Origin of the sequence: Endozoicomonas sp. ALD068, assembly GCF_049310145.1 — a bacterium.
Lineage (GTDB): Bacteria > Pseudomonadota > Gammaproteobacteria > Pseudomonadales > Endozoicomonadaceae > Endozoicomonas_A.
This window is the reverse complement of the sequence record NZ_JBLYNU010000004.1, coordinates 5,694,204-5,717,310: the sequence shown is the minus strand read 5'-3', so window position 1 is coordinate 5,717,310 and position 23,107 is coordinate 5,694,204. Positions and strand designations below refer to the sequence as shown.

17 protein-coding genes are annotated in these 23,107 nt (G+C 47.8%); 4 read left to right on the top strand and 13 right to left on the bottom strand.

What is annotated here, in order from left to right:
* Positions 1–3: 3 nt before the first annotated feature.
* The 3 genes from metW to ACO6V5_RS21140 form a co-directional block, all read right to left on the bottom strand.
* Entirely contained in the window at positions 4–606 is a 603-nt protein-coding gene (metW, locus tag ACO6V5_RS21150) for a methionine biosynthesis protein MetW (RefSeq protein ID WP_422135798.1), read from the bottom strand.
* Positions 603–1,760, bottom strand: coding sequence for a homoserine O-succinyltransferase MetX (gene metX, locus ACO6V5_RS21145; RefSeq protein ID WP_422135799.1), 1,158 nt, complete (start codon positions 1,758–1,760; stop codon positions 603–605). Before metX ends, metW begins: the two co-directional genes overlap by 4 nt.
* Before the next feature lie 253 nt (positions 1,761–2,013).
* The gene (locus ACO6V5_RS21140; RefSeq protein WP_317144591.1) at positions 2,014–2,241 is read right to left on the bottom strand and encodes a hypothetical protein; all 228 of its coding nucleotides are present in this window, start codon (positions 2,239–2,241) and stop codon (positions 2,014–2,016) included.
* Between the two features lie 533 nt (positions 2,242–2,774).
* Here ACO6V5_RS21140 and ACO6V5_RS21135 point away from each other — a divergent pair.
* Positions 2,775–3,008 carry a cell division protein ZapB gene (locus tag ACO6V5_RS21135; protein ID WP_317144590.1) on the top strand — a complete coding sequence of 78 codons (234 nt, stop codon included), beginning with the start codon at positions 2,775–2,777 and terminating at the stop codon, positions 3,006–3,008.
* A gap of 173 nt (positions 3,009–3,181) precedes the next feature.
* Here ACO6V5_RS21135 and ACO6V5_RS21130 read toward each other — a convergent pair whose 3' ends face one another.
* Together ACO6V5_RS21130 and ACO6V5_RS21125 are read right to left on the bottom strand one after the other, a co-directional pair.
* On the bottom strand, positions 3,182–5,092 hold the full coding sequence (locus tag ACO6V5_RS21130) for an ATP-binding cassette domain-containing protein (protein ID WP_422409910.1): 1,911 nt from the start codon (positions 5,090–5,092) through the stop codon (positions 3,182–3,184).
* A gap of 258 nt (positions 5,093–5,350) precedes the next feature.
* Positions 5,351–5,821, bottom strand: a complete 471-nt coding sequence (locus tag ACO6V5_RS21125; protein WP_422135801.1) for a hypothetical protein — start codon at positions 5,819–5,821, stop codon at positions 5,351–5,353.
* A gap of 422 nt (positions 5,822–6,243) precedes the next feature.
* Here ACO6V5_RS21125 and ACO6V5_RS21120 point away from each other — a divergent pair, with 422 nt between their 5' ends.
* On the top strand, positions 6,244–6,951 hold the full coding sequence (locus ACO6V5_RS21120) for an FKBP-type peptidyl-prolyl cis-trans isomerase (protein ID WP_422135802.1): 708 nt from the start codon (positions 6,244–6,246) through the stop codon (positions 6,949–6,951).
* A gap of 69 nt (positions 6,952–7,020) precedes the next feature.
* Here ACO6V5_RS21120 and rsd read toward each other — a convergent pair whose 3' ends face one another.
* The 6 genes from rsd to hslO form a co-directional block, all read right to left on the bottom strand.
* Complete coding sequence (rsd, locus tag ACO6V5_RS21115; protein ID WP_422135803.1) at positions 7,021–7,491, bottom strand: sigma D regulator; 471 nt, start codon at positions 7,489–7,491, stop codon at positions 7,021–7,023.
* 713 nt (positions 7,492–8,204) lie between these two features.
* A complete protein-coding gene (gshA, locus tag ACO6V5_RS21110) occupies positions 8,205–9,779 on the bottom strand; it encodes a glutamate--cysteine ligase (protein ID WP_422135804.1) in 1,575 nt (524 codons plus the stop codon).
* 210 nt (positions 9,780–9,989) lie between these two features.
* Positions 9,990–12,326 (bottom strand): Tex family protein, encoded by a 2,337-nt coding sequence (locus ACO6V5_RS21105; RefSeq protein ID WP_422413163.1) that lies wholly within the window; start codon positions 12,324–12,326, stop codon positions 9,990–9,992.
* Between the two features lie 313 nt (positions 12,327–12,639).
* On the bottom strand, positions 12,640–14,016 hold the full coding sequence (locus ACO6V5_RS21100) for a hypothetical protein (protein ID WP_422135806.1): 1,377 nt from the start codon (positions 14,014–14,016) through the stop codon (positions 12,640–12,642).
* Between the two features lie 813 nt (positions 14,017–14,829).
* Entirely contained in the window at positions 14,830–16,431 is a 1,602-nt protein-coding gene (gene pckA / locus ACO6V5_RS21095) for a phosphoenolpyruvate carboxykinase (ATP) (RefSeq protein ID WP_422137045.1), read from the bottom strand.
* A gap of 245 nt (positions 16,432–16,676) precedes the next feature.
* A complete protein-coding gene (gene hslO, locus ACO6V5_RS21090) occupies positions 16,677–17,597 on the bottom strand; it encodes an Hsp33 family molecular chaperone HslO (RefSeq protein WP_422135807.1) in 921 nt (306 codons plus the stop codon).
* A gap of 437 nt (positions 17,598–18,034) precedes the next feature.
* Here hslO and ACO6V5_RS21085 point away from each other — a divergent pair, with 437 nt between their 5' ends.
* Entirely contained in the window at positions 18,035–19,561 is a 1,527-nt protein-coding gene (locus ACO6V5_RS21085) for a hypothetical protein (RefSeq protein ID WP_422441992.1), read from the top strand.
* A gap of 23 nt (positions 19,562–19,584) precedes the next feature.
* A complete protein-coding gene (locus ACO6V5_RS21080) occupies positions 19,585–21,309 on the top strand; it encodes a hypothetical protein (RefSeq protein WP_422413614.1) in 1,725 nt (574 codons plus the stop codon).
* Between the two features lie 7 nt (positions 21,310–21,316).
* On the opposite strand, the gene ACO6V5_RS21075 is transcribed toward ACO6V5_RS21080, so the two are convergent.
* Both ACO6V5_RS21075 and ACO6V5_RS21070 read right to left on the bottom strand, forming a co-directional pair.
* Positions 21,317–21,619: a PTS fructose transporter subunit IIB gene (locus tag ACO6V5_RS21075; protein ID WP_422135810.1), complete on the bottom strand. Its 303-nt coding sequence runs from the start codon at positions 21,617–21,619 to the stop codon at positions 21,317–21,319.
* A gap of 176 nt (positions 21,620–21,795) precedes the next feature.
* On the bottom strand, positions 21,796–23,055 hold the full coding sequence (locus tag ACO6V5_RS21070) for a TolC family outer membrane protein (RefSeq protein ID WP_422413616.1): 1,260 nt from the start codon (positions 23,053–23,055) through the stop codon (positions 21,796–21,798).
* Between the last annotated feature and the right edge of the window lie 52 nt (positions 23,056–23,107).

The following is a 23,107-nucleotide window of genomic DNA, read 5'->3' as shown; positions in this document are numbered from 1 at the left end:
ACTTCACTCTCCTCGAGTCAGATGATAGATAGCCACTTCTCCCATCAGATTGGGCAGCAGGCGGGTTCTCCAGCCTCCCCTGTTGGCGCTATCGGTTACCATACGATTGATGATCTTCAGCTTTTTCTGACGACAAAGATCTTCAAAATCCTTAAACGTGCAAAAGTGTATATTAGGCGTGTCATACCAGGTATAAGGCATAAATTTGGATACCGGCATTCTGCCCTTGGTAGCCAGATGCCAGCGGCAACGCCAGTGACCAAAGTTCGGGAAGGTGACAATGCATTCCCGACCCACTCTAAGCATTTCATCCAGTGCCAGATGAGGAAACTGCAGAGCCTGCAGAGCTTGAGTCATCACCACGGTATCAAAGCTTTGATCGCCAAAATTGCCCAAACCCTGGTCAATGTTTTGCTCAAGAACATTGACGCCGTTTTGAATACAATTCTGGATATTCTGTGGATTAATCTCCAGTCCATAACCCCTGACCTGCTTGTTTCTCCCCAGATCCGCCAGCAGAGCCCCCTCACCACAGGCCAGATCAAGAATCCGACTGCCCTGGCCAATCCAGTCACTGATGATGGCAAAATCAACACGGGTACTCATACGGCAGTCTCCTTGCATTCGTCAGCGACTCGTTTCATATAGCCTGAAACGGCATTCACGTATCGGGGAATGTTCATCAGGAAAGCATCATGGCCCTGGGGGGCATCCACTTCCAGGTAAGAAACCTGCTTGCCCGCCTTGAGAAGCGCATCGGTGATCTCTCTGGAACGCTCCGGGGAGAATCGCCAGTCGGTAGTGAATGAAACCAGCAAAAAGCGTGCTTTAGCCGGAGACAAAGCCTGTGCAAGATCATCATTAAACTTCCGGGCCGGATCAAAATAATCCAGAGCCCGGGTCATCAACAGATAGGTGTTGGCATCAAAGCTGCCAGAGAAATTTTCTCCCTGATAGCGAAGATAACTCTCTACCTGGAACTGAACACCATAGTCGAAACTGTACTCTTCATTCTTGAGTTCACGCCCAAACTTTTGTCCCATGGCGTCATCCGACAGGTAGGTAATGTGGCCTACCATCCTGGCCAGTCCCAGTCCGTTCTTGGGCAGGGTTCCTTCTTCAAGATATTGGCCATCCCGAAAGTTTTCATCGGAGCGAATGGCCTGACGAGCCACTTCATTAAAAGCAATATTCTGTGCCGACAGTTTCGGTGCAGAAGCAATAACAACAGCATGACGCAGTCGTTCAGGATAAGCCGTAGACCAGTAAAGCGTCTGCATACCGCCAAGGCTGCCACCCACAACGGCAGCCCATTGTCGAATACCCAGATGATCTGCCAGTCTGGCCTGACTCTCAACCCAGTCTTCTACGGTTACTATGGGAAAATCAGAGCCGTAAAGTTTGCCGGTTTGCGGGTTGATACTGGTTGGGCCTGTACTGCCATGACAGCCCCCGAGATTGTTCAGACTGACAACAAAGAAATGCCGGGTATCCAGAGGCTTACCCGGTCCAACAAAGTTATCCCACCAGCCAGGCTTGCGATCTTCCATGCTGTGGTAACCGGCTGCATGATGATGGCCACTGAGCGCATGGCAGATCAAAATACCATTACTCTTTTCGGTATTCAGCTCACCGTAGGTTTCAATTACCAGGTCATATTCGTTCAGGGTCTGGCCACAACTTAACTGAAGGGGCTGATCAAAATGAACCGTTTCGGGTTCGACCAGGCCCACCGAGTCAGGGGGAATAGTTTCTGGCATAGTTACTTATCTATCACTTGTTACCGTGAAACACTTTCCAGCACATCAAGTGATGAAAAACGGTTCTTTTGCTCATGGTGCTTTTTGCAAATTGTCCTCAGGTACGCACGAACATCAGACTGACCTCAGTCAGCCCGGAAGCACGATCTGCATTTACATTCGCAGCTGGGAAGTGTATCTATTTGGTGGGTAGTTGTCAGTACGCAAGCCCGGTATCACAAGAGTCAGTTCAACCTGAAAATACTCATTGCCGTCATCGAGTGAGCAGAAAGCAGCGATCCAGGGCCAATTCCGTCAAAGCCAGCAGATGACTCAGAAAAACACCTTCTACCTGACGTGAAGAAAAGTAAAGATGCTGATCATGAATGTATTCGTCAACACTCTGATTACAGGTCAGGGAGATGTAAAAGGCCCTCATGGCCTCGTCTTCGACATTGAGAACAGAGACAATGGTTGCGTCAGGTAGTGCAGTTTCGCTCATGCAAAACTCCTTGAGGCATCTCACCTCATCGCACAGGACCCACTTGGCTGTCCTGTGCAACTCTGAAAAGCATCAAAATTTCTAACTGGCGTCATTAAAACTCCACCGGACCACGCCAAGGTCTCAATTACCGCGAACACGTCCCTGCTGTCCCGACTTTAGAGGCTGTCGCAAAAGCCTCTTTGGAAAAGAATTTGAAGAGACGATTGGTATGTCGGTAGCAGACTGCCCGGGCATTATAAAATGATCGTCGTTTTTAAAGCATTTCAGAAGCGATAGATTCAATTCAGAACAGAGTCATAAACATTCCCCTATCACTCGCAATCTTTTGTAATTACTTCGCAAGTATAGCCTGCATATAAGTAACTTATCTGAACTTAGCCAGAAGTATGTGCTATCGTAGAGCCAGTGCAAAAACCACCCTTAACTTGCACAGGTGCCTGCCGGACTGCTGCTTAAAGAACAGGCTGGCGGCTGTTGGTTACAGACAAGCTGATTTCGTCCGAACTATTCCTGGTGAAAAAGTAACAATTATGTCCATTGAATCCTTAGGCCAACTTGAAAACAAACTTCAGAACCTGATCGACAAACTTGAACTCACTCGAATGGAGCTAGAGGAATTGCGTTCAACCAATACCCGTCTGGAAGATGAAAACACTCATCTCAAACAGGAACTGAGCTCCTGGAGCGAAAGGGTGGGTAGTTTGCTGGGCAAACTGGACAGTGTATCCGACGAAGCTGAAGAAGTGGCATACGAGCAAGCATAATAAGGTCATACTTCAGATTCATGACCCGCTTTTCCGGAATGGAGTCCCTGCCCATTTTGCGCCAGGCAAAAAGGGTTGCGAGAAAGACTACGATCGATCTCTGAAAACTCCTACTCCTCTGTATGATATTCCCTGATTATGCCGCCTGATGATTATCAGGCGGCAAAAGATGCCTACTCACTTTCCATTGCTTCCAGTTGCTCCAGCGTTTCCATCCAATCTTCTTCGATTTGTGCAATCGTTTTTTTGTATTGAGCCTGCTGATCCAACAAAGATTTCAAACGCTCTTTTTCTGAACTTTCATAGAGTTCCGGACTGGCCAGTTCAGACTCCAAATCCGCCAGCATAGATTGTTGCTTCTCCAGTTTTTGCTCCAGAAACTCCACTTTCTTTTTCAGCGGCCTGAGTTGTTTGCGACGTTCTGCCTCAAGACGCTTCTGCTCTTTGCGGGCTTGTGCAGAGTGCGCCAATTGAACCGTTTCAGAAAGGGTTTCTGATTTATCTTCTTGGCGCTGCTGAGTCAACCAGAGGCTGTAATCTTCCAGATCACCTTGAAAAGCTTCAACCCGGCCATCATGAACCAGAAAAAGATCATCTGTAGTACTGCGCAGGAGACTACGATCGTGCGACACCAGTATCACGGCTCCTTCGAACGTCTGTAGAGCCATAGTCAGGGCATGACGCATCTCAAGATCAAGATGGTTGGTCGGTTCATCAAGCAATAACAGGTTAGGCTTTTGCCAGGCTACTATTGCCAATGCCAGCCTCGCCTGTTCACCGCCAGAAAAGCCTGCAATCGTTTCCAGGGCCTTGTCACCATGAAAACCAAAGCCACCCAGAAAGTTTCTCAACTCTTGTTCCCGCGCCTCAGGCGACATTCGTTGTAAATGAAGCAATGGGCTGGCATCGGCATCCAGCTTTTCCAATTGATGCTGGGCGAAGTATCCCACTCTCAGGTGCTCTCCATCATGCCTCTGGCCAGCTACCAGGGGTAACTCTCCTGCCAGTGTCCTGATCAGGGTTGACTTACCCGCGCCATTAGCCCCCAACAAACCGATGCGACTGCCAGGCAGGATATTCATTTTCAGTTTGATAAGTGTGCTGCCTTCATAACCCAGTTCGGCTTTTTCCAGGGTCAACAGCGGTGAAGATATTTTTTCAGGATCAGGAAAGCTGAAGCTGAAAGGCGAATCGACATGAGCCGGTGCTATTTCTTCCAGCCTGGCCAGCGCTTTCAAGCGACTCTGTGCCTGTTTGGCCTTGGTCGCTTTGGCACGAAACCGTTCAACAAACTTCTCCATGTGAGCACGCTGCTTTTGTTGCTTTTCAAAAGCAGCCTGCTGTTGCTGAAGACGTTCAGAACGCATGCGTTCAAAAGCAGAATAATTGCCACGATAGGTATTCAGTTTCTGATGCTCGATATGAAGGGTGATATCAATCACTGCATCCAGAAAATCACGGTCGTGAGAGATAATAATCAGTGTGCCCTGATAACGTTTAAGGAAACTTTCCAGCCAGACAATGGCATCCAGGTCAAGGTGGTTGGTTGGCTCATCAAGGAACAGTAAGTCTGAAGGACACATGAGGGTACGAGCCAGATTCAATCTCATTCTCCAACCACCAGAGAAATCTTTTACGCTACGCTCAATTTGTTCATGGGAAAATCCAAGACCATGGAGCAATTGTTCAGCGCGAGAACGCGCCGTATAGCCATCTGCCTGAAGCAGCTTTTCGTGAAGTTCAGCAAGATTGCCGTGCTCTTCGTCTCGTTCGGCACGCTCAATGGCTTTTTCTATTTTCCGAAGTGTCTCATCTCCATCCAACACATAATCGACGGCTCTCTGGTCCAGAGCCAGAACCTCCTGAGCCATGTGAGCAATCCCGCGACCGGTGTCGATACTGACATCGCCCTTGTCCGCTTGCAGGTTTCCCATAATTAGGGCCAGCAGACTCGACTTGCCACACCCATTGGCTCCTACCAGCCCAACATGCTGGCCGTGATGAATTATTGCACTGGTTTCTTCCAGCAAAACCTTGCCAGAGCGCAATAAACTGACTGAGTTCAAATTAATCATGGCGCGCATTATAAACACTGTTTCACTGGCATTCCTACGGGAATATCAAACCACTGCGGATACAGGGATTTCTATACAACGAGACGTTAATATCATGCAGAGTGGTCAGGCAATTCGAGGTCAAAATTCGGGTCAGGTTATTTCCAAAAAAGTGGCAACGGAATCATTGCCACAAAGAAGTACTCGCAGACAGATGGCGAGAGGGAGAGAGATATTTAGAATTATTGCAGGAGAGGCTTCCCTCTCCTGCATATACCGCTGTAGCGATTAGCTCTTGGCTTTTTTCTTGGCTGGAGCCTTAACAGCGGTCTTGCGAGCTGGGGCTTTTTTCTTAACTACAGCCTTCTTGGCTGCTGCTTTACGAGCCGGTGCCTTTTTCTTAGCAACCGTTTTTTTGGCAGCTGCTTTACGAGCTGGGGCCTTTTTCTTGGCAGTGGTTTTTTTCGCTACCGTTTTCTTTTTAGCAGCAGCCTTTTTAGCCGGAGCTTTTTTCTTGGCGTCAGCTTTGGCTTTTGTCTTTGCTTTCTTCAAAGACTCCTTAGCCTTATCCAATTTCTTCTTGAGTGCTTCAATTTCTTTTTCCAGTTTCTTAACCGGATCTACCTTGCGAGTGGTTTTTTTCGCTGCAGTTTTTTTAACGACTGGTTTTTTAGCTGCTGGCTTTTTTGCCACAGTTTTTTTAGCGGCTGGTTTTTTTACAGCCTTCTTGGCGGCTGGTTTCCTTTTAGCTACAGGCATTTGGTCATCCCTCGTCATTGCCTTTAGAAGTACTTCTATATAAAAGCTGAATAATTTATATCCAGTTTTAATTAGAAAATAGAGTGCTTATCACACGACTGCAAATTTTTTTATGCATTTTTTTATATAAAATTATTTTTTTTCCTTCAAAAAAAACTTGTCGTCTTTCGTTTTATCATCGGCGAAAGTCATTTAACCCTTTAATTTAAGGCCTTTTTGTAAAAGTAATGTTCCATAACACTTGCTATCTCTCTGTGTTTGCAGAAAGATAGAGAAACACTTGTACCAAAAAAAAATCTGACCCTTCGTGAGTCGAGCTAACACAAATAGCCATGAGCCGGAAGTGCAGCTTGACCGGAACATGACAACAATAACTGCAAAGTCAGGAAGAGCTGCACTTTAAAAATAAATAGAGAAACTTCATGAGACTAAAAGTGCTTGCTGGCATCGCCCTGATGTCCTTTTCCCTGCAATCAGTTACTGCTCTGGAAACAGAGGCAGACAAACTCAGCTACAGTCTGGGTGCAATTTTAGCCGAGCAACTCAAACAGTTTGAGGGCATCAACGCGGACGCATTGTCCCGGGGAGTAGAGGATACTCTGGAGAACAAACCACTGGCTTTTGACAAGCAGGAAATGTTCAGGCTGATCGAAAAGGCTCGTAAAGATCAGGAGAAAAAGCGTCAGGCCCAACTGGCAGAGGAGGCAAAAAAGAACCTTGAAAGGGGTCAGACTTTCCTGAAAGATAACGCCAAAAAGTCAGGTATCAAAACACTGGCAAGTGGCCTTCAGTACAAAGTGATTAAGAACGGTCAAGGCATCAAACCAGCAGAGAACAGTGAAGTGACTGTCCATTACGAAGGACGCCTTCTGGATGGCAAAGTCTTTGATAGTTCTTACAGCAGAAACCAACCGGCAACGTTCAAACTGAATCAGGTCATCAAAGGCTGGACTGAAGGTCTGAAACAGATGCAGGAAGGTTCCGTCTGGGAGCTTTATATTCCTTCAGAGCTTGCATATGGTCCCGGAGGAATTCCCGGAAGGATTGGGCCTAATGAGGTGCTGATTTTTAAAGTTGAGTTGCTGAGTGTGAAAAAAGAATCGCAGGGAAAAGAAGAGAAAAAGAAGTAATCAGACCACCGCAGGTCGAGCAGTTTCCTTAATACTGCTGGCAGATATTCGGACTATCTGCCAGCGGTATTATTGCGAGGCAAGCAATTCTCTGTGGGATTCGTGAAGCACTTCAATCATCTGGTCTTCCAGAGAAAACCGTTCTTCTAAAGCTTCACCCAGTTCGGACAGGTGGGTCTGCAGCATAATGACACTGCTGAGGGACTCACAACCGTCATTAAAATCCAGACAAGCCTGCGTATTTTTTTCCAGTTTCGGCAAAATGGACTGTGCCATTTCTACTCCCCCATCGTCAAAATCAATACCTTCCTGAATCAGTTGTTCGTAAACTTCGAAATGACCCGCTGAAACATAATCAACCAGAATCTGGCACATTTCTTTCAGTTTGTTTGCAACAGGTCTTTTATCATCGTGAAATTGATTCACTCCATTGATTGAGCAGTAGAGAACGATCAGCGCTTGCCGCTCGTTTAGCCAGCGGTCAATGATTTCCGATACGCCACCCCAACGTTCTCTGGCCGTTTTGCACCCCTCCAGCATGACTATTCCTCTTCGTTTGGATCTCATCTACTTGAAACGGGATCACTTTCTCGCCCCTTGCAGCCTGTCGGACTTAAGCGTCCGTAGCGAGGATTGCAAGAAATTGAGGATAAAAATCTCTGTTTCTGAGGAGAATAGCGAGCTATTTGACGAAGAAACAGAGATTTTTAGACCAATTTATTGCAACCGCAGTAGGACAGTCTTAAGTCCGACAGGCTGCTTGGAAACGGCGACTCAGTTGCTAGGTTATGACAGTGGATTTTTTGCGGCAAGAGGTAATTTCAATTTACAGTCAATTTCGATCTTGATTATATTTGTACGATCGCACCAAAAGTCGTTTTTTTCAGGGTTTTTAGGGTTTTTTAATTCTATAAAAGATAAAAGGGCCTGCCTTGATTCAAAAAAATTATTTAATAAAGCAGTCAAAAAAATGGGATTCTGACTCCCGTTCGGTGAGTTCCAGAGCGATTCAAAAAACAGAGCTTGATCGATCGCGTAAATCAGCCATGAGCAGCTGAAACAGTTTTTTGTCTCCCTCACGGGTGAAAATTTTTTCACGGTAAAACAAAATAGAAGTAACCAGTAAAAAACAACTTTTACCTAGGTAAGAAAGCTTTTTCTGGTCAGAAAAAAGCCCTGTTCGTGAGAGAATATGATGGGATCTGATGGTCATTTACTTACTCACCAGATCCGGTTTTTCAAAAAATTACGAATCATTCAGATTCAAAATAACGTTTCAGAAACTCATCAAAATGCGTCGTATCAGAAGCTTTCAATCGCTCCTGATGCTCCCTTGATTCGGCAGCTATGCGCCCAAAATACTCCAACCTTTCAGGCTGAATATTTTGCTGACTGAAATAGCGGGCGTGTGCTTCAGACTGCTTGAGCATCCAATCAATATAACTGTCTCCGCTGTTTTTCAGTGCCTGCAGGATTCTGGCTGAAGGTGTATTCTCAGCATTCAGCAGCTTCGCTCTCTGTTGAGCCAGAGATTCCGAGAAGAGATGAGACTCATTTGCCTTATCCAGCATCTGGGCAACGGGCACCATCATGTCGATTAAACACAATCCCCAGTCAGTCAGAGGGACCGGACCCTGCTCATCATTTAACTTCAGTCCGGGACGTCTTCCTTCTGAAACCGTCAGGGCAAAGTTCTCAGTCACCCTCTGACACTCTGCATGATCAATTTCAGGACTGTCTATCAATGCGACAAACACCAGGAACACATCCAGAAAAGCAGCATCAGCCGAAGACAAACCCAGTGGCTCCATGGGATTGATGTCCATGCAGCGCACTTCAATGTATTCAACACCATAGTTCGACAATGCGGTCAGAGGCTTCTCACCCCGTTTGGCAATTCGCTTGGGTCGAATGTTGCTGTAATATTCGTTCTCAATCTGGAGCAGGTTAGTATTCAGCTGTAGATAACGATCGCCATTTTTGAGTCCGATTTCTTCATAAGGCTGATAGGGCGTTTTAATGGCTTTAGCAAGACTGGAAACATACTCTCCCAGAGTGTTGTAACAAATACTCAAGGATGACTGGGCATTATTGGTATAGCCAAGATCACTCATTCTCAAAGAAGTTGCCCAGGGTAAATACAAGGTGTCTTCATCCAGCTGTGCCAGCGACTCGAAGGCTTTTTCCTGAGTAAAAAAACTCTTGCTGACAGCGGGCGAAGCGCCGAAAAGATACATCAGCAGCCAGGAATAACGACGAAAGTTTCTGATCATTGCCAAATAGGATTCTGACTGGAAATCTTCCAGAGAACGATCTGAAGATTCAGCATCAGACAACAACTGCCAGAATGATTCTGGCAAGGAAAAGTTATAATGAATGCCGGCAATAGTCTGCATCGCCTTGCCATATCGATGCGCCAGCCCTTCACGGTAGATCGTCTTCATTTTGCCTGAATTGGAGTCACCATAACGGGCAATAGGAATGCTCTGCTCACCTTCCAGCAGAGCTGGCATACTGCCCGCCCAGAGCAATTCACCATCAAGGTTTTTGCAGGTGTAGCTATGCAGCTCTTCCAGAAATTTCATAACATCTTCCACCTTGCAGTAGACCGGAGTGATGAACTCCAGCAAAGCTTCAGAGTAGTCAGTCGTAATATAGGGGTGCGTCAGGGTCTTACCCAGCACTTCCGGATGAGAAAACTGCGACAAACGTGCATCAGCCGATACCCGCAAGCCTTCACGTTCGATTCCGTGTTGTATACCACTGAGCAGGTTTTGGTTGGACGACTGCTGTAGTAGTTGCAGACGACACTCATACTGGCTAGTCAAAATACAATTCCAATCCAGATGCGTTTTTTCGAGATCAACACTCTGCCGTCCTCGCTAAGGGGTCGCCTAGGAGCCTGCGAGCATTGCAGAAGGCGGTAATCATTTCTTAGGGCGGACTATATAACGTTAGAATCGGCCTTGCACCCATCGAATGACCGCGAAACCTTCGAGACCTTGAGCAGCCTCCTGGGGGCTGCTCCTGTTGCCTATTTACTTTCTCAGCTTTTTAGCATTGGCAAAAAGGTCAGCAAAAGACCCGGCGGACTGCTCTTTTTTAGCCTGATGGTTGTTTCTTTTGCTACCACGACTCTGAGGCTTTGTGCCACCGGAACGTTCACCACGAGGTTGCCGACTGGCCTGAGTCACTTCTTCCGCCTTGTCATTCATGCGCATAGAGAGTCCAATGCGCTTGCGCTGGACGTCTACTTCCATGACTTTCACCTTGACGATATCACCGGCCTTAACCACTTCAGCGGGATCTTTTACAAACTTATTGGACAGCGCAGAAATATGAACCAGACCGTCCTGATGAACACCGACATCAACAAAGGCACCAAAGTTGGTTACATTGGTGACAACGCCTTCCAGCTCCATGTTCAGCTTCAGGTCACTGATTTTTTCAACGCCTTCCTGGAATTCTGGCGCCTTGAATTCCGGACGGGGGTCACGTCCCGGCTTATCCAGTTCAGAAATAATGTCGGTCACGGTGGGCAGACCAAAGCTTTCATCCGTAAATGTTTTGGGATCCAGAGACCTCAGGAACAGGGAATCGCCAATCAGGCCATGCACTGCACGCTCAGACTGACGGGCAATCTTCTCCACAACAGGATAAGACTCAGGGTGAACCGCTGAAGCATCCAGTGGGTTTTCACCGTTCATGACGCGCAGGAAACCTGCTGCCTGTTCAAAGGCTTTGGGACCAAAACGACCTACTTTCTTGAGCGCTTCACGATCGGAAAACACGCCGTTCTGGTCACGGAAAGCAACGATGTTATCTGCCAGCGTTCTATTCAAACCGGACACACGGGTCAGCAAAGCACTGGAAGCTGTATTTACATCAACGCCGACAGCGTTTACACAGTCTTCAACGACTGCTTCCAGAGAGCGTGACAGCTGAGTCTGACTGACATCGTGCTGATACTGGCCCACACCAATCGCTTTAGGTTCAATCTTAACCAGCTCAGCCAGTGGGTCTTGCAGACGACGGGCAATAGACACTGCACCACGGATAGAAACATCCAGGTCAGGAAATTCACGAGCTGCCAGTTCAGAAGCAGAATAAACCGACGCCCCGGCTTCACTGACGACAATTTTCGTCAACCCCAGTTTTGGATAAGCTCTCATCAGCTCAGCAACGAGACGATCCGTTTCACGGGATGCTGTGCCGTTGCCAATACTGACCAGCTCAACACCGTGTGTCAGACAGAGAGTGGCCAGAGTTCCCAGAGCTTCTTTCCATTGGCGCTGAGGAGCATGAGGGAAGATGGTGGTGTGTTCTACCAGTTTGCCCGTAGCGTCGACGACAGCCACTTTGACACCCGTACGCAAACCCGGATCAAGACCCAGGGTTGGGCGCAGACCTGCAGGGGCTGCCAAAAGCAGATCTTTAAGGTTCTTGGCAAACACCTTGATCGCTTCTTCCTCTGCACTTTCACGGACACGGGTCATCAAGTCGGTTTCAAGCTGAGTAAGGAGCTTAACTCTCCAGGTCCAGCGCACGACATCTTTAAGCCACTTGTCAGCCGCTCTGCCCTGATCTGAAATATCCCAGTGATCAGCAATGACTTTTTCGCAGGGATGTGTTTCCAGGCGCGACTCAGGTTCATTCTCGAGACGAATGCCAGACTGGAGCACACCTTCATTGCGGCCACGAAAAATAGCCAGGGCGCGATGAGAAGGAACCTGTTTGATCGGCTCATCGTGCTCAAAGTAATCCCGGAATTTCGCTCCCTCTTCTTCCTTACCCTCAACACCACGGCTGGAAAGAACGCCCTGGCTCCATAGCATATCCCTGAGTTTACCCAGCAGCTCGGCGTCTTCACTGAACCTTTCCATTAGAATGTAGCGTGCGCCTTCCAGTGCCGCCTTGCTGTCAGCAACGCCTTTATCAGCATCTACGAAATCAGCGGCGGCTGCTTCCGGATCAGTATCCGGCTCGTTGAACAATCGATCAGCCAGTGGCTCCAGACCGGCTTCAATGGCGATCTGACCTTTAGTACGGCGCTTCGGTTTGTAAGGAAGATAAAGATCTTCAAGGCGGGTTTTAGTGTCCGCAGCACGAATATCCTTTTCCAGTTCAGGCGTCAGTTTTTCCTGATCCCGAATACTGTTCAGAACCGTTTCACGACGCTCCTCAAGCTCACGAAGATACCTCAGACGCTCTTCCAGCGTACGCAGTTGGGTATCATCAAGAGCACCAGTAGCCTCTTTACGGTAACGGGCAATAAAAGGGACTGTAGCGCCATCATCCAGCAGCGCAACAGCACTGGTGACCTGCGCAGGACGAACGTTCAGCTCTTCAGCAATACGCTGAAAGATGATCTCCATAAAACCCACTCAATTGTTAGCTTTGAATTTATCGAAAAGGCGAATTATAACGGATGGCAGCGAGTTGTCTTCCTTTCTGTGGACCTTCCTTGCTGTACAAAAGCTCCCGGCAAAAAACTGCCGGACAACTGCTCACCAAAGCACCTATTGAACGACAGTTTTTTACATCAGTCCAGCGGCAGGTCTTCAGCGTACAGGACCTTGCCTTCTTTGGTATCAGTAGACTTGCTGAAGTTAGTGATAAAACGACCAGCGTTATCTTAATCCTTCTTTGTCTGTTTGTGAAAGAGGCAGCCTTAACTTCTGTGCAAATCTATTCCTTGAATCGCACTGGAACAACGACTTTACGCCCTGACTTGGTTGAAACAGGGTTTTCATCCGTGTCTTTAGAACGCTTGCGTTTTGCCTCTCCTTTATCTTTATCATCATCCTCTGATTTACGCTTTTTGGCAGCATGGCTGGATAGTGATTTTTTTTGCCGACGCTTCAAGCCTGCAGCACTACTTCTGTCTATCCTGAGTTCACAGAGTTTATCCCTCCAATTAAAATCGATATCGCATCTGTCAATTTCCATGTCGAGCCATAATACCATCAGAGCCAATTCAGTGTGCTTCATATTGTTGGTCTCACGGAATAAATCATCTAAAACAGACAGGATAGTGTTCTCGAACACTTTAAATTCAGCTAGGGATTTATTCTCTATGTATCCTTCTATTTCGCTAAAGTGAAAAAGAAGGTTCCATAATACCTGCGAACGGAAATCTTTTTTGTTCAACTTATTAGCATACAATTGTTTAGATGTTACCCCGTTGTGAATCATGTAGTCCTTTCCCCATGATCTTAAACGATTTTCGTAAAACAGAGATACATCCTCAATTTCAAAGTTAAAATAAGACAAATCTTTTTCCTTGAGCAGCCAACTTTCAACATCCAAATGATTGTTGTTTTTTATGAGCCCATGTTTGATCCAGAGCTTGGCGAGTTTTGCTATTCTGCTGCCTTCAGTTACCTCCAACATTGCTCTCAATACCAGCTCTAATGCCGGGTCGAACTTTGCCAGCATTTCGGAGAAGTCCTCATTGGATTCGTCAGAGCTCGGGATAGACCTTAGTGCATCATCAACTTCATGCATTATCATCCATACGATCAAAGGACAATTTTCAGGTATATGATCTGTGGTAACCTCTTCCCATGTTATTCCCAGAAAAGCTGCCTCAACTTTGAGTGCCTGTAGCCTCAACTCAACCTCGGGAGTGTTAGCTGAATTTTTAACCGCTTTTTTGTTACGTCGCTTGCTGACGTTTTTTCTCTTAGCAACAGGAGCTTCGTCTACAACAGACTCATTTTCCGTTGTTGGCTGTTGAGTGTCTGAATCTGCTGCTATCTGCTGAGTGCCCGAATCCGCTGCTGACTGCTGAGTGTCTGGATCTGCTGCTGACTGCTGTGTTTCTGAATGGCCACCATTTTCCACCTCATTACTATTGCTGGGCACAGTCTCTGATGACTCTTTTGATGTGCCAGCCCCATCAGTCACTGGCCTGACTATCCAGGAATAATCCTTGAAGCGGCCGGATAAGAAAAATGTATCTACCCAGCGCATGAACTTTTCATAGCTTATTGAAGGCTCATGGCCAGATAAATCCACCGACACTACACTCTTGCCCTGTATTCCATGAAAATTAAGCATCATGCTCAAAACATTGGGTGGGAGTGGCCTCAGCTCATTGATCAACGGGGGGGCATAAGGCTGGGAAAATATGTGATAAGTCTCATCACAGTGGCCTGCTGCCGATATTAAAGAAACAAGAAGCAATACAAGAAAATGGACGACGTTAGACAAAGTTCTTTTTTTTAACATAAAACAAAACTCTATCAGTTAATGACCATATTAAATTTTTACAAGCTCAGTAAAACGCGCTAAGCAATGCAAACATTACTTGTAGCCTGACTTGTGTAAACAACATGCAATAGATATCGAGAAACTACATCCAGAGCATATTCATACCACTGATGTTAAAACATCGCTTCTCTCAGATTGCACTAAAAGCAGATCAACAGGATGGCACTAAATCATCAAATTGCCAGTAAATGAATGAAATTATTACAAGATCGGGGTAAATCTTGTTTTTTGATTATGGCTTTAAGTACCTAACCAGTTGGTTTCGCATTTTCTGAACGGCGGCTTTTTCCATCCTTCTGCGTTACAACTCTGGTTGCGTAGCTATGGCTACGCGCCCGTCGTTGCGCCTTGAAGGATGAAAAAATCCACTCGCCAGAATATGCGAAACCAACTGGCCAGGTACTTATCGCCAGACTCATGAGCCTGAGAAAGGTTAATTACCTTATCACTGTCTTTCACCAATAGTCGGCCAATTGATGATTCCGAAAGGTAAAATAACGGATAGCACCGGGCTGTTTTCCTTTTGTGGAAAAACTGCGAACATAAAAAAACTGCCGGACAATAGCATTTACAACAGCTATTGAACGACAGTTTTTATTTGCATCAGTCCAGTGACGGGCCAGCGGCGATCAGAGCTTTGCCCTCGTCGGTATCAGTAAACTTGTTGAAGTTGGTGATAAAGCGATCAGCAAGATCACGGGCCTTATTATCCCAATCCGCCTTGTTTTCATAGGTATCCTGAGGATTCAGGATGCCATCTTCCACCCCTTCAACCTGAGTTGGAACTTGCAGACCAAAGTAAGGAACTGTCACTGTTTCTGCTTCATCAATGCTGCCATCAATGATGGCATCGATGATGGCACGGGTAGCCTTGATGGAGATACGTTTGCCAGTGCCATTCCAACCGGTGTTAACCAGATAAGCCTTGGCACCATTAGCTTCCATCTTTTTAACCAGCTCTTGAGCGTATCGGGTCGGATGCAGGGTTAGAAAAGCTGCCCCAAAGCACGCAGAAAAGGTTGGCGTTGGCTCAGTAATGCCACGTTCAGTACCAGCCAGCTTGGCTGTAAAACCAGACAGGAAATGATACTTGGTCTGCTCTGGTGTCAGTCTGGATACCGGAGGCAGCACACCGAACGCATCAGCCGTCAGGAAGATCACTTTGCTCGCATGACCTGCTTTTGAGACAGGTTTAACAATGTTTTCAATGTGTTCAATCGGATAGGAGACACGAGTGTTTTCCGTCTTGGAACCATCAGCAAAATCAATCGTACCGTCTTCAAGGACCGTCACATTCTCAAGCAGCGCATCACGACGAATAGCATTGAAAATGTCTGGCTCATTTTCCTTACTCAGATTGATGGTCTTGGCATAGCAACCGCCTTCAAAATTGAAGACTCCATCGTCATCCCAGCCATGCTCATCATCACCTACCAACGCCCGCTTTGGATCGGCAGACAGGGTGGTTTTACCGGTACCGGACAGGCCGAAGAATATTGCAACATCGCCGTCTTTACCAACATTTGCTGAGCAGTGCATGGAAGCCATACCTTTAAGTGGCAGCAGGTAGTTCATAATGGAGAACATACCTTTTTTCATCTCGCCACCGTACCAGGTACCACCGATAATCTGAACCCGCTCAGTCAGGTTAAAGGCTACGAAGTTCTCAGAGTTCAGGCCCTGCTCCTGCCAGTTTGGATTGGTGCACCTGGCACCATTCATGACCACGAAGTCAGGTTCGAAACCTTCCAGCTCACCTTGTGAAGGACGAATAAACATGTTTTTAACGAAGTGTGCCTGCCAGGCTACTTCAGTGATGAAACGAACACTCAGGCGGGTTTCCTCGTTGGCACCACAGAAACCGTCGATCACGAACAGACGCTTGCCGGATAACTGCTGGGTAACAAGGCCTTTCAGATCAGTCCAGACGCTTTGGGTGATCGCCTTGTTGTCATTTTTACCCTGGTCAGACCACCACAGAGTATCGCGGGTCGTATCATCTTTTACTATGTACTTATCTTTAGGGGAACGGCCGGTAAAAATGCCCGTGTCCACAGAGACAGCCCCCAATTCGGTTACCACGCCTTTCTCATAACCTTCCAGCTCAGGACGTGTCTCCTCTTCAAATAGAAGCTCGTAGGACGGGTTGTAAACAATGTCCGCCACGTCTCTGATACCAAGACTGGCCAGAGCTTCTTTGTTCAGCTCAACATTTGCGCTAACTTCTGCCATTAAGAGCTCTCCCAAGCTTCAAAAAAGTTGTTATGTTTGCATTTGTGATTCTATGATAACCGATGAAGGGGCACCTATGATAGGGGATATATTGGTTCAGATAAACGCTTAAATAGCCTGTTTCTCTGTTAAAGTTTGATTGTCTGAGTTCAATGGCGTGAGGATTTGGCCGGAAGTTCTCCGGCCGAAACGAGGATTCGCAAAAGCTGCTAGGCCATTCAGTGCGTCTTGGGTTCATTACCCCGGAAGATCTCAGCCACATCCTGTACCGTAAAAGTATAAGTCTGACTACAGAACTGGCAACCCATCTCGATCTTTCCGAGATCCGCTACCATGGACTCAGCTTCTTCCTGACCCAGACTGGCCAGTATTTTTGCACTGCGAGGACGTGAACAGTTGCAGCTGAAGGTCACCGCTTGACGATCGAAAACCCGTACTTCTTCTTCATGAAACAGTCTTAGCAAAAGAGTCTCGTGTTCCAGCTCGAGCATCTCTGCTTCGGTTGCCGTATCCACCAGCATGACCATACGCCGCCAGGATTCCTGACGCTCATCTTCTTCCTGCTCAATACTGGCTGGCAAAGCCTGCAACAGAATACCTGCTCCCTGATCACCATTACTGGCCAACCATAAACGGGTTGACAGCTGTTCGGATTGTTTAAAGTAAGCATTCAGACCTTCTGCGAGGGTTTCATGATGCAGAGGCACAATACCCTGATAACGATTGCCTTTGTGAGGATCAATCGTCATTACCAGCTGACCATTCCCCAGAAGACCTGACAGGCCTTTTGCGGTCAGCTTGTCGGTATTCTCTTCGTCCCAGCGCGCCAGAGCACGGAAAGTTTTCTGATCGGTACACTCAACCATCAACAACGACAGGGGACCATCACCCTTGGCCTGCAGGCTCAGAATACCTTCAAACTTGAGGGTCGAGCTGAGCAGGACGGCAGCAGCCACCAGCTCTCCCAGCAACGCCTTGACATTTACCGGGTAGTCATGGGCTGCCAGAGACTCTGTCAGACTGTTGTCAAGAGAGACAATCTCTCCACGAAGGTCGGCATTCTCAAATATAAATCGCTGAGCACAGTCTTTTTGGCTCACGGCTTCTTTCTGGTTCAAGGCTGTATCTTGTTTACTCATCAACGGCTCTATCGGTTGCTTTCACTCCTGACTGGTCAGCTCCGGTGCCCGATCGGGAATAACTGACCGCCTTTCCAGCCTGTGCTGCCAGTCTCTGATATAGGAGGCTGCGAGCATTGCCGGGTTCATTTAACCCGACATTATAGCGATTTCATCTCCCTATCTCATTTGTTGCTTCTACCGACCGATAACAAAGCAACAAGTTAAACACTCGTGAGTACAGAAAAGCATTTTAAGGTCAACTAATTCGGGAATAAGCTATGTCAACTGGTAGCGGAAATATACCTCCTTCGCAGCGTCCGGGATCTATCCCGTTTGTGCCCGAGTCTCAAACTCCATCCTCGCCAGGCACAGGAGAGATCACACCGCACACAAAACCCAATGCACTCCCCGTTGGTCACCGCGAAGCACCTGATACCCCGATCAGCAGACGCAAAATGCTACCGACGTCCGCCACGCCCCGACTCAGTCTGTTAAACGCGCTGGAGAATGAATATCACGAACAGTTCAATCAGATTCTTTGCTTTCAGGCCCAGCGCGATTTTCTGGACTACATCCCTGACCTGAAAAACCACCTTCATAATCCATCACGGTTTCAGGATAACCTGCCTTTTGAAATTGTTTACGTAAAAGATGGCAAAATGACCTCCGTATTACCGCCAGACCCTGAGCTGCCAACCGACTCGGAAAAAGCCATCAAACTCAGGGAGTCACTGCAGAAAAAACTCACAGTGATTGGCCAAAAGAATGGTCCCGAAGAGAAACTTGCACTCAGAAAACAGATAGAAAACACCGAAGAAAAACTGATTCATATCAGTAGAGACATCGAAGAGAACGGTGGCACCGTACCTACTCCCCCGATCCCAAAAATCACACTGGTCATTGACGAAAACCAGTTCACCGTCCGGGCTCCGGCAAGACCAATTAACCCCGGCGAACCCGACGGCAAACAATCGGCTGAAGGTCAGTTTCTTTTGATTCCAAAAGATGATTCCAGACGCATGCCCCCTTCCACAGCCAGACCGTTTATGCCTTTTGACATTCCTGATGAAGACATTCCTGATGAAGACACCCGCATCAGGCCAACTGGACCTCACGAACCGCTTAGCATTTTTGTGAGGCCCGTAGAGCGCCAGCTACCCGTGAACCTGGGAGGTGACTTTTCAGATATCTACCTGACGAGGGAGACTGAGGCTGATCACGGGCAAACAGGGAATATCGCCTCTGTGAACGCAGGTTCTATCGACTCACTATTTGGAGAAGAAGCCGACGGAATAAATGCCCGGTTTAGAGAATTTTTCACCTCTGCCCAGCAAAAAGCCATAAGAAAGGCTCAGCAGGGTTTTTTGGCAAAACCGGAGGGTGAAGTGAATAAAGTGAATAAAGGACACCCAGAAATTGAAGAGGGCGAAGGACGCTCAGAAGTGAATAAAGGACACCCAGAAATTGAAGAGGGCGAAGGACGCTCAGAAATTGAAGACGGCGAAAGACTCTCGGAAATTGTCTTTTCTCACAAAGAGTTCACTGATGGTACGCCTCTGGCAGCCATGTATGGTTTCGTCACCGACGAACGGGAAAATCAGGGGACTGTCCTTGTCAACGTTTTCAAGGATGAGCACTGTCCGGTCGGTATCAGGAAGAACCGCGCCATGATTTATGTGGTGCCTCCGAACGGTTCTAGTGTCCATTTTGATAACAAAGATCACTTTCTCCAAAGTGTCCGGCTAACCGCTAAAAATCTTGTTACTACACAGGACAAATACAACCACTGGGCAGCCCGGGAAGGTCACCCCACCCTACCTGTTCTTCGCACCGGCGTATTTGTTGACGATATTTATCGTCACCCTGAAGCCAGTGAGGAGGAAGTAGCAGATGCCATTCGAGAGGGTATTAGAGATTACTTTGATGTAATCAGTCCTGATCGCAATACGATCAGGGAAGTCCAATACGAATATGGCCTCTGACCGGTTTTCAACGGAAGCATACTATGAGCATACCTCCTTCCCATCCCCATAAGCCTGGCGTTCACGGCTCACAGCCACCCAACAGGCCTGGCAGTCAGCCAGACGATAAAACCAGGCCTGTGCTTCCCAGGGGAGAGAATCATCAGCCGCAAACGTCTCTGGGGCAGCGAAAAACAGCAAAAACCGCACCTGTTCCCAACACCAGGCCCGGGCCTGCCACTCCTTCTCCGACAACCCCGGAAGAAGCCGAAAAGCATTTCATTCAGCAAAGCTTCAGGGTAGAAGCTCTTGAAACCCGTGCAACGCTGGCCAGATCTGCAGCCAGCTTGAGCCAACAGATTGCTTCAGGCATCCCTGACAGTACCGAGACACCTCTTCTGGTCATTCACGTTGGCAGTAATGGCAAGATGACCAATATTATCCCTGCCGACGAGAACATGGGAGATCCTCAGGCTGCAAGCGCAATCAGGGAATCACTGGCAAAGACGTTCACGGAAGTCAGCCGGTATTACACCTTAGAAAAAAAAGCCGCTCTGCAAAAGGACCTCGCCGAAGCAAAAAGGGAACTGGAAAGCAGCGAGCAAACTTTGCTGGACATGGGACTTCCCTTACCTCAACCAAATTTAAAAGGAAGAGGTATTCGCATTGAACCAACCTTACTGGAGAAATCACCAGAGTTTTCCAGACCTGATAGCCACAGGCCTGGTGTGTATGCAGTGCCACAACATCTTTCGGAGACAGATGACCGTAGTGAGGAACTTCTGCTTGACCCGTTGACCTCTAAACTGAAACTTCCGTCTTTGAAAGAAGACCCGCAGCCGGATCTGGCGACTCAGAGCAGTGACCCAGCCATCGCAACGCTTAAGTACTATCAAGCAGAACTTTATCAAGATGACACTCCCGCCAAAGATTTTGACGCAAAGGGAGATTTGGCCGTTCTGTTAAGGCAGGACGACCCGCTCATGGAAGAAGCTTCTGTCGGGACTCCGGCTTTATTACCGAGACAAAACGACAACCGCCAGGGCTTGGCACATTCAGCAAGAAAAGCGATGTTGTTCCCCATACTCATGAATTTAATGCGAAAGTATGAGCATCCTGCAGCCCGGGAGTTTCCCACAGAAGCCATCTATGCCTATCAGGTGGGACTCGCTGCTACCTCGCCAAATACCGCTAAGCTCCTCAAAGGCAACGGCAGTGATACAGAGAGAGAACGTTGTCAAAAGCTGCTGACTGATTTTGAAGATGTGCACCCGGAAGTAGCCAAAGTAGTTGCCATGGACGTCACTGGTAGCCATCAGCCCCGTCTTCATATCGGCTTCGAACAGCCCGAAACAGCGCTCTCCAACAGTCTTCCAGCCTCAATAGTCCGGGATATTGAGAGGCTTGAAATGAGCCGGTTTAATAAACAGATAGCGGTAGAGGATCTTGAGATTTATCAGATGCTCAAACAGTTGATATTCGAAAAAAATCGGCTGGATCAGGCAACTGATATCTCAATCGACCTGACTGAACTCTGTCATTACTGGCTACAAGGCCTCAAAGACCAGGAGGAAGTCACTGACTTCCAGATCTATCGAGAGGGAGAACCTCTGGAATTTATTGGTAAAGTCATCCCCCCCGCCGCTCCCACTGCCGCCGGTGAGTACTCGCGACAGAGGGAGTGGATGCTCAATTATGAGCATCTGAAGAACTTCTATGATTGGGACAATCAGGACGACCTTGAGAACGACCTTGAGGACGAGTACTGACCACGCTTTATCCCTGACCCAATTGTGCCATCACCGCTTCCGGGTTCCTGATCGCTTCTGATACAGGCACCTTGATGATCCTGAGATCCCTGAAACGGTCCTCACCATCCACCGTAATATCCACTGCCAGAAGTGCAACGTCTGCCTCTTCTACATCCTGAGGCGTGATTTCGTTCTCAATGCCCATGGCCCCCTGGGTTTCTACCTTGATCTCATGTCCCTGATTGAGTGCAGCTTCGGTGAGTTTTTCGGCAGCCATATAGGTATGAGCAATACCGGTTGGGCAGGCCGTTACAGCAAGTATTTTCATTGAATGATCCTCTGGAACCGCTTTTACCAGTTGAGCAGACCTGTTTATTTTCCCCAGTAAGGCTAGTAGAAGATTTCACGAGTGGGAAAGTTTGATTGGTATAATCACGACTTGGAGAGATTAGATCAAATCAGCACCAGAGCAATGGTTCGCTCCGATGCAGCAAACTGAAAGGGTTAATCCTGCTCTTGCCAGTCTGCGGGGAGGATAATCTCCAGATTATCGAGAAGCTCACCGGTAGCAGCAACAATCCGGAATCGTGCGAAAACCTCCTGATAGACTGCGCTGGTCAAACTGCGGCTGGACTGGAAAAGTTCATTTTCGCTGTCCAATAAATCTAAAAGAGTTCGTTTACCGATATTGAACTGCTCCTGGTAAGCCTTAACGGTTTTTTTGCTGGATGCTTCATGGAGACGAAGGTGCTCCATCTGCTCACCAATAAACTCACGGGCAGACCAGGCCAACCTCAAGGTTTCTTCGGCATTCCTCAGCATCCTGTCCCGTTGGGCCCTGCTCTCTTGGGTCCTGTAGGCGCTTTCTTTGGAACGGGCCCTGTCAGAACCGCCACGAAAAAGGTTATAACTGAGCTTCAGTACAGCCGTTGTATCTGCGTGAGTGCCCAGCTGACCATCTGCATTATGTTTCCAGCTCTTATCAATATTGATATCCAATGACGGGAAAAAGCTGCTGTCAGTCGCAGATTCCTCTGACTCGGAAGCCTTGATGTCCTTCTCCGTCGCCAGGATGCCCGGATGCCTTTTGACGCTGGCCTGAAGAGCCTCATCAAAACTTTCATAAACAGCCAGCTCGTAGGTGTCTGGCTGCTTCAGATCGCCTGGCATGACGCCTACCAGACTGTAATATTCGCTCTCGGCATCCATGAGATTATTGCGGGCGTTTATCACATTCACTGTCGCTCTTGCTACCCTTCCCTCAACCTGGTTCAGGTCTGAACTTCTGGCAACACCCTGACGGCTGCGCTGGGCGATCTGCTTGAGAATGGAATTGTGGAGTTCCAGATTCTCTTCGGCCAGCTGCACCATATCCCTTCTTTCCAGAACCTTCAGGTAGACATCGGTGATGTCCAGAGTCAGATCCTGCAGAGTATTCCTCAGACGCAGGTATTCTGCAGCAGCACTATGTCGAGCCCGGTCAACACTGCGGCTGGTATTAAATCCGGAAAACAGATTCTGGCTAATAGAAAAAGAGGCTTCCTTACGGGTAAAGCTCTTGTCACCAAGGGCTTCGTTAGGCTGATCATCAGGGTAACTCTTTTTCTGGCCGCCAATCCCTGTCGCGACATCGACAGAAGGCCACCAGCCTCCCCAGGCTACATCAATATTTTCAATAGCGGCCCGGTACCGACTCAAGCCAGCCTGAGCCTGAGGGTGGCTGACCAGAGCCTTATTGATCACCTCACTCAGGGTCTCTGCCATTGAAAGACTGCTGAATAAAACACTACCGACCAGAGACATGCCCAACAGGCAT